12 protein-coding genes are annotated in these 14,084 nt (G+C 64.6%); all 12 read right to left on the bottom strand.

Features of this window, described 5'->3' with window-relative positions; all coding sequences use genetic code 11:
- Positions 1-60: 60 nt before the first annotated feature.
- Complete coding sequence (locus tag ACRWA7_RS15230) at positions 61-1,995, bottom strand: PriCT-2 domain-containing protein (RefSeq protein WP_438391705.1); 1,935 nt, start codon at positions 1,993-1,995, stop codon at positions 61-63.
- Entirely contained in the window at positions 1,992-4,100 is a 2,109-nt protein-coding gene (locus ACRWA7_RS15225) for a type IV secretory system conjugative DNA transfer family protein (protein ID WP_438391704.1), read from the bottom strand. The genes ACRWA7_RS15230 and ACRWA7_RS15225 overlap by 4 nt, the downstream gene beginning before the upstream one ends.
- A gap of 8 nt (positions 4,101-4,108) precedes the next feature.
- Complete coding sequence (locus ACRWA7_RS15220) at positions 4,109-4,507, bottom strand: hypothetical protein (protein WP_438391703.1); 399 nt, start codon at positions 4,505-4,507, stop codon at positions 4,109-4,111.
- A 52-nt stretch (positions 4,508-4,559) separates the two neighbouring features.
- Complete coding sequence (gene virB11, locus ACRWA7_RS15215; RefSeq protein WP_438391702.1) at positions 4,560-5,660, bottom strand: P-type DNA transfer ATPase VirB11; 1,101 nt, start codon at positions 5,658-5,660, stop codon at positions 4,560-4,562.
- The gene (gene virB10, locus ACRWA7_RS15210) at positions 5,647-7,053 is read right to left on the bottom strand and encodes a type IV secretion system protein VirB10 (protein WP_438391701.1); all 1,407 of its coding nucleotides are present in this window, start codon (positions 7,051-7,053) and stop codon (positions 5,647-5,649) included. Before virB10 ends, virB11 begins: the two co-directional genes overlap by 14 nt.
- Positions 7,046-7,912: a TrbG/VirB9 family P-type conjugative transfer protein gene (locus ACRWA7_RS15205; RefSeq protein WP_438391700.1), complete on the bottom strand. Its 867-nt coding sequence runs from the start codon at positions 7,910-7,912 to the stop codon at positions 7,046-7,048. The genes virB10 and ACRWA7_RS15205 overlap by 8 nt, the downstream gene beginning before the upstream one ends.
- Positions 7,909-8,649, bottom strand: coding sequence for a virB8 family protein (locus ACRWA7_RS15200; RefSeq protein WP_438391699.1), 741 nt, complete (start codon positions 8,647-8,649; stop codon positions 7,909-7,911). The genes ACRWA7_RS15205 and ACRWA7_RS15200 overlap by 4 nt, the downstream gene beginning before the upstream one ends.
- Positions 8,650-8,819: 170 nt before the next feature.
- The gene (gene virB5 / locus ACRWA7_RS15195; RefSeq protein WP_438392809.1) at positions 8,820-9,485 is read right to left on the bottom strand and encodes a P-type DNA transfer protein VirB5; all 666 of its coding nucleotides are present in this window, start codon (positions 9,483-9,485) and stop codon (positions 8,820-8,822) included.
- Between the two features lie 156 nt (positions 9,486-9,641).
- Positions 9,642-10,826 carry a type IV secretion system protein gene (locus ACRWA7_RS15190; protein WP_438391698.1) on the bottom strand — a complete coding sequence of 395 codons (1,185 nt, stop codon included), beginning with the start codon at positions 10,824-10,826 and terminating at the stop codon, positions 9,642-9,644.
- Positions 10,823-13,348 (bottom strand): VirB4 family type IV secretion/conjugal transfer ATPase, encoded by a 2,526-nt coding sequence (locus ACRWA7_RS15185; protein WP_438391697.1) that lies wholly within the window; start codon positions 13,346-13,348, stop codon positions 10,823-10,825. The genes ACRWA7_RS15190 and ACRWA7_RS15185 overlap by 4 nt, the downstream gene beginning before the upstream one ends.
- Before the next feature lies 1 nt (position 13,349).
- Positions 13,350-13,682 (bottom strand): type IV secretion system protein VirB3, encoded by a 333-nt coding sequence (locus tag ACRWA7_RS15180; RefSeq protein ID WP_438391696.1) that lies wholly within the window; start codon positions 13,680-13,682, stop codon positions 13,350-13,352.
- Positions 13,683-13,694: 12 nt separating this feature from the next.
- Positions 13,695-14,051: a TrbC/VirB2 family protein gene (locus tag ACRWA7_RS15175; RefSeq protein ID WP_438391695.1), complete on the bottom strand. Its 357-nt coding sequence runs from the start codon at positions 14,049-14,051 to the stop codon at positions 13,695-13,697.
- Positions 14,052-14,084 lie beyond the last annotated feature (33 nt).

The raw sequence follows: 14,084 nt of genomic DNA, 5'->3' as shown, positions 1-14,084 counted from the left end.
AGAAAGGTTATCTGCCATCACGATACCTCGTCGGTGCAAGTGCCTGCGGTACGCAGGCCGTCAACGCTGCGGGCCGTCATCAGGCCGGTCCGCGCGGTCCTGACCGGTGGGTTCACTGCGGGGCTCACTGCGCTCTTTCGCGCGCGAGAGCACAGCCCGGCGTGCGTCCTTCACCCGCTTCCAGGCCTGTGTCTGCAGACGGTCGAGCGTCTGCACGACCTCGTCGCCCAATCCCAACTCCTTCGCCGATTTCTTCAGCGATGCGACGGCCCGCTCGAGATGGTCCCGCGCCCGGTCCCACGGATACACTTTCGCTACGTCGTGGTCATACCCGATCTGGATATCCATGCCGTTCAGACGCTGATGGTCCGCGGCCCACTTCAGACGCTCTGACACAAAGTCGGCTCGCGCCTTCGAGTGAAAGACCACGCTGCGCAGCGCAACCTCCTGGATCAGGTACACATCCGCATCGAAGACCTCGCCGCGGTACGGTCCACCGTTCTCCCGTGGCGTGCCCATCCGGATATCCGCACCGAACCGGTGTTTCGCCAATCCCTTGACCTCATCCGGCACGTCAGCGAGCAGATAAAGCGACTCACCGACCTGACGACGCGATGCCGATGCGGCCGCCTGGGTTCCAGCAACGGCCCGCTCTGTATTCCGTTCGTTATCCTGACCACTACCTCGCACCGCATCACCCACATCCGGCGGTCTCGATCCTTCGCTTGCTGCTTTTACCTTGCCCATGATGTGGTCCTCCTCCAGACGCCCAGATATGACGGCGAATCCCGCCTCGCCGCCGCCCGTGACACCGCCGCTCCCCTCGCCGTCAATTCCTATGTCCCCGGCATCCCGCCGGTTGGACACACCGTCCTGTTCCGCCTCCGCTGTGACTCGCGGGGACATCTTCGCAACCGGCCCGTCCAGGACATGAGTCAGCGCAGCCCTGATCGCTTCGGGACCGGCCAGCACTGCCAGATCGTTAAAGTCAGTGGGCAGCCCACTGTTCAGATGCGCCTCGGGCGGAAACGCCGGAATAGCCAGACGTCCCTCGATGTCGTGCGCCGCGCGCTGTGCGAATTCCTCTCCACGCCCCCGGTCACCCAGGATCACAATTTCCGCATCCGGGTACCGGCTACGCCAGACCTGCGCGACCTTCGGCAGGTTTCCGGCAGAGAGCGCCGCGAGCGCAAACCAGCCGGTGGCAAGGTGGACGGAGAGGGCGGTCGCCATGCCTTCCGCGACCACGATCGGTCCCGGCTCGTCGTGAGAAGGCGGCAAGACACCCGTTGCCCAGTAACCGCCCGCTTTAGCGCCACCTGCCAGCGTCGACTTGCGACCCGCTTCGTCGATAAATTCCACGGTCGAGATCGCGTCATCGATATGTACGGGCACCAGCAGAACCCGCCCCGTTAGCACATCGCCCTCACTATGAGGTGTGTAACCGGCAAGACGCTGCAGATCGGGCGCATCCAGTTCGCGCAATGTCCTGGCCGCGGGTAGACCCTTTCGCACCAGATACGGATGGTCAGCCTCAGCGCCCCAGGCCTCTTCCCATAGCCTCCGCGCCAGCGTCGCTGCCGCCCGATGGCGCGCGTCGAGATCGGCCTGCGCGCGACGCCGGCGCTCCTCCAGTGCCGCCGCCTCATGTTCACGATGGGCTGGACTCGCCGGTGCGGGCCGCCCGCTTCTCCACGCTGCCGGATCGAATCCGTACTGGCGCGCGAGCCAGAAGAGCGACGCAAGTGTCTTGCCGCCTTCCTCACGTACCGACTTCCACGTGGTGCGGGCGCTGCGCTCGTCGTAGTTGGCTGCGGTACGGCTCCACGTGTCCCACAGATCGAAACCCGCCTCGCCCAGGCCGCTTTTCACCGCGAAGGCCATGTCGACCCACGTCTCGTAGTCCTCCGCGGGGATGACCGACAGCGCGGCGCGCACACGGTCGGCCTCGGTTGCGAATGGGGTGTTCATGGGCGTGCGCGTGGGCGTAGTCATGGCCGCGCTCCTTCATCGCCCGTCTGGGCGGCGCGCTTGCCCTTCGTGCGCTTCGCCTGATCGGGCTGCGGGTCCTGTTGTTCGTCCGATTGCCGGTCCGGTTGCTTCCGGCCGGCCGTGCCCGCGCTCTTGCGTGGACCACGCTTGCGCGACGTCTTGCCCTGTTCGCCCGCCGGTGTGGAACCGTCACCGGTGTCAACCCTATCGCCTCCAACCTGGGAGAACAGCCCGTCCGCCACGGCCGCCGCAGCCGCGGGCGCCAGTGTCGGCTCGGCCTGAAGTTCGCCGCCCTCCAGTTCGGTCAGCGACAGTGCACGCTCGGCCTCAGCGATGGCCGGCTGCGGCACACCGATGAACGCAAGATGCCGATTCACGTACACGCTTGCTGCATGCTCGCTGATGTCCGCCATGTCGGCCGGCAGATCGCGCTCGTCCCATGCCGCCAGCACTTCAAGGTAATCAGCCGGCGTGCCCGTGAGGCGCTGCGTTCCGGTATCGACGTCTTCGATACTCAGCGCACGCACGCGCCGCTCGAGCCTCGCCCGGAAAAGAGCGACGTCAAGCATGGGGATCGCGGGCGCCGGCCGCAGTCTTTCGATAAACACCGGGTCCATCCAGTAGCAGATCTTCTCGGCCAGAATCGGACGGGTATTTTCCAGAACGATGATTTCCTTCGTCTGCCCGATCTCCTTCAGCTCCTGGGGCAGCAGCAACGCACGACGCTGGTCCGAAATGCTTTCGCTCGCGCCACCCCCTCCGCGACCACCGAACCAGCCGCTCGGGCGGCTCACGCTGCGCGATTTCTCCGTGAAGGTGCCCAGCATCTCCGAATACTCATTCGCATCCTTCTGCTCACGCGGCGCATACAGGATCTGCATCGCGTGGTTGGTCACGAAGGTGCGCGCGTCGGCGCGCCCATATACCGACTCAAGTTGCGACACGGACTGGATGATCGGCAGCAGGCGCAAGTTATAGCCCGCCATGTATGACACCGCTTTCGCGATGATGTCCACCTTGCCAATCGCCGTGAACTCGTCCATCAGTAACAGGCACTGATAGCGAAGCTCGGCGTTATCCTGCGGCAGCTGTTTCGTGTTCAGGTTGACGAGTTGCGAGAACAGGAGGTTGACGAGCAACGCCGCCTCGGGCAGGTGATCCGGCGTGATGCCGATATACACCGTCATGCGCTTCATGCGAACCTGGCGCAGATCAAAATCGTTGGCGCTCGTGGCCGCATCGACGATCGGGTTGGCCCAGATCGTCAGCGGCGCATTGAACGTCGCCAGAATGCTCGCGAGCACCTTGTCGTCATTCGAAAGGAACCGGTTCAGCGCGTCGACGCAGGCGCCGGACAGGTGCTGGTTGAACCGCCGCAGGGTCATCTGCAGATACCGCCTGAGCGGCATGCCGTTGCCCGACGACTGGCGCAGCACTTCGCCCATCGTCACTGGATAGTCGGGCACATCCGGTGTCGTTCCTTCCCGTCCCGCCGGTTGCCCGCTCTCGCCGACCCCATCACGCGCCGGGTCACCTATCGATTCACGGACGGACTCGCGCACCGATTCCCGCACCGATTCCCGCATCGATTCCCGCACCGAGTCACGCACATCCCGCAGTTCGCACAGCAGCAGCACCAGCCCGAGAAAGAGATTGCGTGCCTGGTCCTTCCAGAAATCATCGTGACCACCCGCCGGATACAGGGCATAGCCGATGGCGAGGATGTCGCCCACCCGGAACACGCCATCGGAGATCGCGGACAACGGGTTGTAGCGATGAGTGCGGAAATCCTCCGCGAACGGGTTGAACAGAAAAACCTGCTGCCCGTGTGCCGCACGAAAGCCTGCCGTGATCCGAAAGTTCTCCTGCTTGATGTCCAGCACCACCGCCGAGTCGGGGTAACTCAACAGGTTCGGCACCACAATGCCGACGCCCTTGCCCGAGCGCGCGGGTGCCGCCAGCAGCACGAACTGCTGCCCGGTAAAGCGAAGATAGCGGCCCCGCCAAAGCCCGACGACGATCGCGGGCAGCTGTCCGGGTGCGGCGCCGGCGGCTTTGCCCGTAGTTACGCGCGCCGTGTTCACCGTCGCTTTCACCGTCGCTTTCACTGTCGCGTTCACAGCAGCCCCGCGCGGCGGATGTCCGCTTCGGTCGCGAACTGCGCGCTGCCGTGCAACTCGCGCCGCCCGCTTACGTTGCGGATCGCCCACCATGCAAAGGGAGGCCCACCGAAAGCCATCAGGCAACCCAGCACCGCGGCACCGACCACCTTCCGCCCCGCCTTAGGCAGCCTGCCGTCGTGCCACGCCGACATCGCATCCCACCAGCCCCACAGACCCGCGTGCAGCGGATTGCGATGCTCGCTCGCCGCGAGCAGGAACGACGCAAGCCAGAATGCCCCCACCGTTGCGCACCCCAGCGCGGCAACCACTGCGACCGTCACCAGCGCCGGATACAGATGACGCCATGCATGCCGCACGAGCAGTACCCCGCGGTATAAAATCGATGCATTCATATGTACTCCTTTCAATGTAGAAAGTAATTCGGCATTCCAAATGGCCTTCTTCCTACCCGAAGGCGCTCTCCGACTTGCGGGTCGGATCGAACCAGATTTCCGTCATTGCCCAGCGTTTGCCTGTCTGGACACCCTGTTCATTGCGTACCGGCATCGCCTCCAGGTGCGCGACCACGTCGATGGTAAGGAACAGCAAGCGCTTTAACGCTGCATCCTGATAGACCGCGGCCTCGGGGTGCTCCTTGGCCATCAGCGCAAACCGTTCGATCGCCACCGCGGCGTTCTGCGCGTGATAGCTCGTAATCGACCCCGCGTGTCCCGTCGTGAGCAATTTCAGGAAGTCGTACGCCTCGGCGCCACGCAACTCGGCGAGCAGTACCCGGTCCGGCTTCATGCGCATACAACTCGCTATCAGGTCGGCCGGCGTGACACGCGCCTGGCCCTGGCCGCCCTTGCTATAGAGGAGGTGGACGCTGTTTTCGATATGCGGAATAAAGAGCTCACGCACATCCTCGATCGTGACCACGCGGTCGGTCGCCGGAATGTGCTGGCACAGCGTCTTCATGAAACTCGTCTTGCCCGAACCCGTGTCACCCACGGTCACGAAATTTCTGCGACCCTCGACCGCGCGCCGGAAGAAGCCCGCAAAATCGCCCGCCGAGAGCAACCGCACAAGCTGCTGGTCGAGCACGCCTAACCGGTCCATCACGGCATCCAGCCGGGCGGGCCGCTGCCAGAGTGTCCCGTCGAAGAGACCTTCGCTCGCATACGTGTCGAGTGCGCGTTCGCGCGAGGACGGTCGGCGGATCGTGATCGACACGGTGCGCGGCGGGACCACCGGCGGCACCACGATCTGGATACGCTCGTCATCGGGCAGCAGCGCCGAGAGGATCGGATGCTGCGCCGAGATCTCCTGGCTCGTGAGGGTCGCGATGGCGACCGCGAACGACATCAGCCGCTCGAAGTCCAGTCCAGCCAGTTCATGCTCGTGCCATCCCGTGTGAGTCTCGGTCAACGCCCGCTCCGGCCGGTTGATCACGAGTTCGGTCACCTCAGGATCGCGCAGCAGCGGGGCGAACGGACGCATCAGTTCACGCACCGACGCGTCGTCTGCCAGCCGTTCGTCGAAGTGGGGATCGTCAGGGGCTGTCATGGCGGTTCTCCTCCATCTGTACAGGTTGCAGGGCATAGACGGAACTGAAATCCAGATCCCGCGCGATCACGATCGTGAATTCCGCCGCCTGGTTCTGCGTAAGCGTCGGCGGGATATTGATCGTGCTGTCGAGCACGCGCGTTGCCATGTCATTGCCGCTTTGCTGCGTGTTCTCGAACTCGATCGAACCGTTATCGTTGCCTCCGCGCGTGGCAAGATAGCCGATCGAGTCCTGGACAAGTCCGAGCAGCAGGGCCGCGCCAATGCGCTCGCCCCAGTGGTTGTTGACGTATCCCCCGACGCCCATTCGGCCCAGTGCGTCGGCGGCAGGTGAATCGATCTCCACCGTCACGCCCGTCGGCGTCTTGATGCGCGCCGACAGGATGAACACACGCCGCTGCCCCTGCCCGAGGTTCGCCCGGTACTCGGTGTTCACCTGAGAGCCGCGTTCGATAAGCAGCACGTGCCCGTTGTCCGAGTAGACGTTCTTCGTCACCGTGCAGGTCGATATCCCTGCTTCGGTCGAATCAAATGCGGTGTCGCCCACGCAGTCGATCTTCGCGCCCTGGGCCAGGATCAGGTTCCGGTCACCCAAGAGCGATGCGCTCGCGCGCGGGGTCAGCGTCGGGCTCAAGGCCTGCGCAAGGGGACCGCCTGATGCTGATGCGGCAGTGAGCGCGCCGCGAGGAACACCCGCCTGGGCACCGCCCGCTGTCGTACCGGCGCCGCCTTCCGGGACCACCGGTGTCGATCCGTCTTTGCCGCCCGCGCCGCCGTCAAACAGTGGCGCGTCGTAATAGGTCCGGGCCGGCGCTACGGAGGCCGTACGGCTGACTGGCCTCGCTTCGACGGGCGCCGACGCCGCTACAGAAGACGTCGGGTGCGCGACGCCGGACGTATCCGACGCACCCGGTGCCATCGCCAGCGCGGATGAGGCATCATCGAAAGTCCGACCCTGCTGGCCCTGTTCCATGGCGTGGTCACGCCTCGCCCGAGCCTCGGCTTCGTGCCGCACCAGCATGCCGTGGACCGTCCACACGGCTCCCGCCACGGCCACCACGATGATCGTCAGCGGCGTGAGCCACCACGCACGGGGACGCCCCAGCGCGCGCCGTTGCCCCAGCTCCGGCAGTCCGCGATCGGTCGCTGCACCACCCGCTGCCCCATCGCCTGCCGCCACACCACCGGCCGCCCCGCCACCAGACGGGGGCGCCTCAGCCGGCGAAATCGTGTTGGGCGCCGCAGTTGTGCCGTTAGCCGGCGTCCGGTCGGCGCCCCCCTGAGCGGCCCCGCCGATGCTGCCTTGAGTGCTCCCTTCAGCACGCCCCTGCCCGTTGCGCGCATCCTGTGCATCCGCTGCATCCTGAGCATCCCGCCGTGTCTGGTCAGTCATCGCCATGCTCCCCTGTCTGCCTGGGGACCCGCTTGACCCCATCGACCGTGGTGCCTCCCACCGGCGGTACGCCGTTCACGTCGTAGGCGTCGTTCCACAGCCCCACCACCTCATCGGCCAGACGCAGCACGAACCGGCGACCCACTTCGTGCACCACGATCAGGTCGCCCTGCATGTGCCTGTCCACCACGCTCTCCGATCCGTCTTCGGCCACCCGGAAGACCGCGGGAATCCGCCGGTTATCCGGAATGCGGATATACGTAAAGCGACCGTCGTCCCACGCCGCGCCCGGTGTGATGTCGTCGGAATGGGGCATGACCTGCATCGAGTACGCCGTATTACGGATGAGCGGCGGCGCGTCGAGCCTCGCCTGCACGGCAGCAGCGTCCTGCCGCTGCCGCGCCTCGCTGCCGGCACCCTCGCCGCCTTCGCCGCCCTGATCAGCCGGATAGGTGAAGGTGACGCGGTACATCTCCTGCTTGTTGCCCAACCGGGTCGCAAGCGGCAACACCACCAGGTCGAAGCTGTAGCTGCGCCGGTCGGTACGGATTTCGAGGTTGGTGTCGTGCGCGGCAAGTTGCGGTTTCAGATACACGTCGTGATCGCCGCGCTTCGCCAGCACCTGCCAGCCATCCCGGTCACCGGGCGCCACCACCTCGATATGCTCTTTTGCGTCGAGCACGATGTGCGTGGCAAAACCGCGCTGTGCATCGATCCGGACCACTGCATCGGGCCGGTACAACACCTCGCGCACGCGCGAATCCCTTGACCAGTCAGGCAGATCCCAGGCCAGCGCCGGCACGCAACACACACCGAGCCAGGCACAGATAACGCAGACGAGCCACATTGCCGGTTTCATTGCGCCCCTCCGCCCGATGTGACGCCCGCCTTCCCCGCGCCACTCGTGGACGCCCCCGGTGGTGTGTATTCCGGATCACGGCTGTAGGCCGTCACCCGAAACCCCAGCGGATTGCTGATCGCAACGCTCTCCCGGGTGAACACGGGCGGGCGGTAGGTGTAGGCCAGCGTGATCACGAAACGCACAGGCGGCTCGGCGTTGTCGATCCCGTGCTTGCGGGTCGTGCGCTCGATGTGCACGACGGCGTGGCCGGGCTCGTCGGGTGGCAGCGTCGTAGACAGGATGCGGATATGTCGCTCCGTATCGGCCCCAAGCTGACGGTCAAGCGCATCGGGTCCGCCATAGATCTGCCGGTAATCCCGTGCGACCGCGTCATCACTCATGGTGAGCACGCTGTCGTAGTCCATCTGCAGCAGCCCCCACACATAACGTTCACGGGACTGGACGTATGCATCGACCCAGTGCTTGTCCTGGATCTCGCCCGCGTGAACGTGCTTCGCGTCGAGCACGTCGATGACCTGCGCCTCGCCGGTGAGCCTGTCCACCTCGATCGGCAGCGGCACGACCCGGTAGAAGGGCGCCATGATCGCAAGCCCCGCCGCGCACAGCGCCGCCACGCCACACGCCACGTACGCGACGTGCCAGGCGCGGCGCTCCGAACGCTCCGTCAGGTCGGTGAGCGACGCCTCCGTGTCCAGCACGCGGCGATAGTCGCGCGTGGTCTTGTCTGGCTTCATGGCGTGCCCCTGTCCTGCGGGGTCACCTGCACCGGCATGGTGTTCACCAGCACGCGGTGCGATCCGTCCGGTAGAACCGGTTTGGGCGGAGTACTGCTGCATGATGAAATAAGGATAACTAATTGAATAATCAGCACCATGTAAGAAAATCTATTCATGACCGTGCCTTTTCAGTTACCGAAGGTGACCGGGACCATCTGGTCCTGCGGGCGGGCGGTGTTGCCCGCGCGGCTCATCACCAGTTCCTCGTTCTGCTCCGCAATGAGCCTGTCCTCAGCATCGGCCAGCATCCTGAAGAGCTGCAGCTTCGTCATCTCGTTGCCGACAGTTGTGCTCTCTGTCTGGATACGCGCCTGCAGTTCGGCAACCCCTTTCGGGTCCTGCGTCACATCGATCTGCTGCATCAGGCTCTGGATCTGGTTCAATTCCTGCAACTCCGTCTGATAGGCCTGTGCACCGAACGCCTTGTCTTGGAAGGGTTTGTTCAACTGGCGCTGGCAGAGCTGCTGGTCGGTACCCGTCTGGTCCTCGCAGTTGTAGATTTCGCTCGCCGATCGCAGTGTCTGGGCACTGCCGGTGAGGCCCGCATAGCCGCCGTGCTGGATCGCCGTGTAGACGCTCTGCCAGTTCGACGGCAACGAATTCGCCACCACCGGGTTGCTTAGCAGCGCACCGAAGCCGCGACTGCCGTTAAGCGAATTGAACAGCTGGATCTCCTGCTGGACCTGCTGCTCCAGTTGCATGAGTTGCGAAATCGCCTGCGCGACACTGGCCGCGTCGAACACGGGAATGCCCTGGGCGTGAGCGGACTGTGCGAAGGGAACCGTCCCGGTCATCGCGAGGAGCAAGCCCGTACGGCACAGAATGGATTTCAAGAGTCGCTTCATGACAATCACCTGCCTGTTAGTCATTTACCTGCTGGTCATCTACTGCCGGTCATCTGCCTGTTAGTCGTCGGCCCATTCGTCGTCGCCCCGTTCGTCGTCAACCTGCTAGCCGCCGTCCCGGCCGAGGTGGTCGCGAGCAGCGCGCTGGTAGGCCGGAATTGATCCCGCAGAGCCATTCCCGCCGGCCCCGCCGGAGCGGCCGGAAGCGTTATCGATGGTTCCACCCGGCTGTCCACCGCGACCTCCGCGTGCACCGCGCAAGGCCTTGCCCAGTGAATCGACGAATGAGCGCGACGCGACGCCGGCCATGAACGAACCGAAGCCCGAGAGGGTGGCGCCACCAGCGAGCCCCGATGCAACAGCAGGCAGTTGCCAGCCAACCATCGTGAGGAACACCGCGGTCATGAAGAGACCGAGTGCAGTCGCGATGTCCGAGGCGCCATCGAGCGTCGTCTGTACCTGCGCCTCGAGCGCAGCGGCATTCGTCGCTGGGGATGAACCCGTCACGCCCAGCGTCGTGAGGTCCGCCGAGAAGGCAGACAGCGCCATCCCGAGGAACGCGGCCACCAGCACCTGCAGCAGGGCGTAGTTGGCGACCTTTGCCGTCCACGCCTCAAAGAACCTCGCGCTCGGCGCGAACGCGGCACACGCGATGAAGATCGGACCCAGTCCCAGCACGAGATCGAGCAGCATCCTCGCCATCACCACCTCGACCCCCAGCACAATCAGGAAGATCGCCCCTCCGATCGCCGCCACCACGCCGCAGATGAGGTCACCGATCGACGCGCCGATCATCGAAAAGCCCACACTCTCGTGCGCCGCCTTCTTGAAATAGGCACCCGCCACCAGCGCCACCTGCTGGTCGTAACAGTCGAGCGTCTGGTAGATACCGGTGTCGCTTCCACCCGCGGTACCGCCGCTCACCGCGCTGGCATTGACCGCCCCGCACCCGGGGTTGCCCGCACCGTTGCTGGCGGCTGCGTTCTGGATCGTCTGCGCGAGCCCGGTCGTCGCGCCGTTCACCGCCGAGATCACCTGGCTTTGGTAAATCCCGCTGCCGAGCGCAAACGCTAAGATCAGCGCGACCTTGAGCCCTCGCCAGGCAAACGCGGGAACCGCTTCGTGCGATTCGCCGCGAATGACCGCCAGCCCGTACGTGATGATCCAGATCGTCACCGAGGTGGTCACCACCGGCACCAGCGCACTGGACAGGGCCGCGGACGTGCTGGTGACATACGTGGCAGTCCCGTTTTCGAGGGTCCCGCCGATCGAAGTAAAGAGGCCGCTCATGCTGCATCTCCCTGCTCTGTCGCCACGCCCTTTGCTGCCGCCACACCCTTTGCTGCCGCCACACTCGCCACACGTCGCGCAAGGCCCTGCCGCACCGCCCGCGCCGCAGCCCGGCGTTCGCTGAGCCTTGCGTGGAAAACCGGCAGCCAGCGCTGCGGGGCATCGCCCGTTTCCGCCCGGATCTCGTCAAGCAGTTCGACGTTGTCGGTCGTCCCCGAAAGCACATCGAGGACATCACCGAGCCCGCCAAGATCCAGCTTGCCGATCGCCGAGCGGTGTCCCTGCTTCACCAGGAACATCCGGCTGTTTTCGCCAAGACTGCGCACGATGCCGAATTCGGCTTCAGTGAGCTTGAAGCCGTGCACGTAGTCGTCGTAGTCCGCACGCGGGTTCGCGAGGAAAAAGAACGTGGCCGTCTGCTCGACGAGCGCCCGGGCGATGTCGCTGCCGAGCACGTCTTCGGGCGACTGCGTGTCGAAGATGCCCAGGCCGTTCTGCTTGCGGATCGTCTTCTGCTTGTTCTTCGCAAAATCCGCGAACACCGGATCGCCCAGGCGCTTCCAGAACTCCGTCATCACATACACGAACCGGCGCCCATCGACGAGGCTTTCGGTCCGGTGCAACAGGTACATCGTGACCGGCGTTGACACCTCAGGGTCGTCCAGCAGTTCCGTGTCGTCGAACGCGAAAAGAGACCCAGCGGCGAAATCGCAACGGTCGGCCGGATTGTCGAGTACCCATCCGAGCCGGCCGCCCGCGCACCACTTCGTGAGACGCGCATACAGGCTGTTCTCGCCAACGTTTGGCAGCAGTTGCCGCACCGTCGACAGACGCCGCAACACCGGTGCCATCCGGGCGACTTCGCGCACCGCGCGCGAAATCTCCAGTTCCTCCTTTGCCGACAGGGAAACGCCGATGTCCACGAGCTTGCGCACGAGCCGCTCCCAGAAATCGATGTTCGCCGCTGTCGGCTCCATGTGAAATGGATTGAATCCGGTCGGCTCACCGCGCCTGATCTGCGTATAGACGCCGCCCATCGCCCGGATCGCGATCTCCGTGCCCCGATCCTTGTCGAACACGACAGCCGTGATGCCGTACTTGGTCGCCATCGCGAGCAGCAGCATTTCGAGCGCGGTCTTGCCGCCGCCGGAGGGACCGATGATCTGCACGTTGGCGAGCGCCTTCTCGTCCGCGGATTCCACCTTTTCCGACGTCGCATGAAAGTTCAGGTACAACGGCTGGCCGCTCGGCGTCTTGACGATCGTGATCGCCTCGCCCCAAGGATTACCATCGCGTTTGCCCGTGGCAAAGTTGTGCAGGCTCGCGAATCCACAGAAGTTGCGCGACGTGAGCTTCGCCTCGCGCGGACGGTAGCGCCAGTTGGCCGGTAGCTGCGCGAACCATGCCGCGTCTGCCACGAGGTCGATCAACGCGCTCTGGAATCCCGCGTCGGCGAGCTGGGTGCGCGCCGTTGCGACGTGTTTGCCCACCTGGGCGGCACTCTCGCCGAGGACCGCGAGCGAATAGTGATATTCCCCGAGCACGAAATCGCCGTTCACGAGATCATTGAGCGCGTGGTCCATCGCCGCGATCTGCGTGCCCGCGACATCTTCGCCCGCGATCAACTGGTTGCGCTGACGCTCCAGCGCTTCCTTGGCCGATGGCCGGTCGAAAATCGTAAAACTCTGGGTTTCGATATATTCGTAGTCGCCGTAGAGCAGGCCATTGAGCATGCCCGGCTCGGATTCGTCCGGATAATCCTTGATGTCGAGCAACGCGCCGTGCCGCGTTGCCGCGGGTGCGCGGATCTCCACCTTTTCGGCGCCAAAGAACAGGCGCGAAGTCGGCAGTGCTTCCCGGATCGGACCGGCAGGCACGGGCACAGGCTCCCACGTGCCGTTGACGAGAAACCCAAGGAATTCCAGTGCGCGCGAATAACGCACGACCGCCCGGCCGTTGCTTCGCGCGCGCCCATACACCCCGAGCACCTCGGGATCGTAGGGCTTAAGCCCCGCGTCGATCTGGTTGCCCAGTTCGGCCATGACACGCAACGCATCGGCCTGCGCCTGGCGGATTTCCGCGAGCGTGCGCCGTGCCGCCCGGCTGAAGAGCCGCCCGAGCCGGGTCCGGCTGGGCCGGTACACGACGGAGAGATACAGCTCATTCGCCATCATCCGGTAGCCGTCGAAACTGCCGTAGTACCGCTCGGCCAGGTCCTGACAAAACGCATTCTCATAACGCGTGGTGAACCGGTCCGTCACACGCCGGCGCACGCGGTGCACCCACAGCGCCACGTGTCCGCCTTCCAGGCCCCGAACGAGCTGGTTGAAGCCGTTGTGGCGAACCAGGATATCGACCGGGTCCGTTGCCTCGAACGCGATGCCACCGATCTTCCTGATGGCCACGTAGTCGTCCTCGCGAGTCCGGATGACGGTGTCACTGATGTGCGACGAATACGGAAGGAAATCCGCGACGAATACCTCGCGATTCGCGACCTCCGCGAACTGGGATCTGACCTGCATGTCACCCTCTCCTCTTGAACCGCACCGGCGCATACGCGTGCGCGCCCCAGAACCGCAGGTTGCGCTGCAAGATCCTCATCCGAAGCCGCAGCGCGAGTTGCGCAAGACGCTGGTCATCGCGCTTCGTCACCGTACGCATCGTGATGAACACGGGGATCATCAGGAAGAGAATCCCTAAACCCAGCGGCGGGCTTGCCAGCAGTGCCCAAATCGCCGGCAGCAGCATGCCGCCGCCGACCAGAAGAAATGCGACCAGCGGTATGCCCCACAGCATCGCGGGCCGCGTGCAGCCTTTGAATACCGGGTCCCTCAACGAGTCCTGACGTGATTCCATGTCGCGCTCCGCTCAGCTCGTGGGAATCAGCATGGCGGCGATGACCGTCGCGCAGCCGACAAAGAGGCCACCAATGAACACATTGGCGATGTCGCCGAAGCGGGCGTGCTGGAACATCATCCTGAAGCCCGCCCAGATGATCGCGATCGAGCAGATCACCCCACCGACGCCGAGCAGTGTGGTCTGGATGGTCGTGAGCAGCGTATTGACCTGGGACAACTGCGCGTAAGCGGGCGAAGCCGCCAGCAGCATCAGCACTGCGCCGGTCACGAACCGGCCATGCCGTCGCCACCCGCCCGTACCTCGTGCCGGCAGCAATGCCGGGCGCTCACCGTATATTGCATATCTGATTCGTAGTACTGATTTCATGGTCCGCTCCTGTACGGCTATTCCTTACCCTCA

It is taken from the genome of Caballeronia sp. DA-9 (genome assembly GCF_051615025.1).
GTDB classification, from domain to species: domain Bacteria; phylum Pseudomonadota; class Gammaproteobacteria; order Burkholderiales; family Burkholderiaceae; genus Caballeronia; species Caballeronia sordidicola.
Note: the sequence above shows the minus strand (reverse complement) of the source record. Positions and strands in the feature narration are given on the sequence as shown.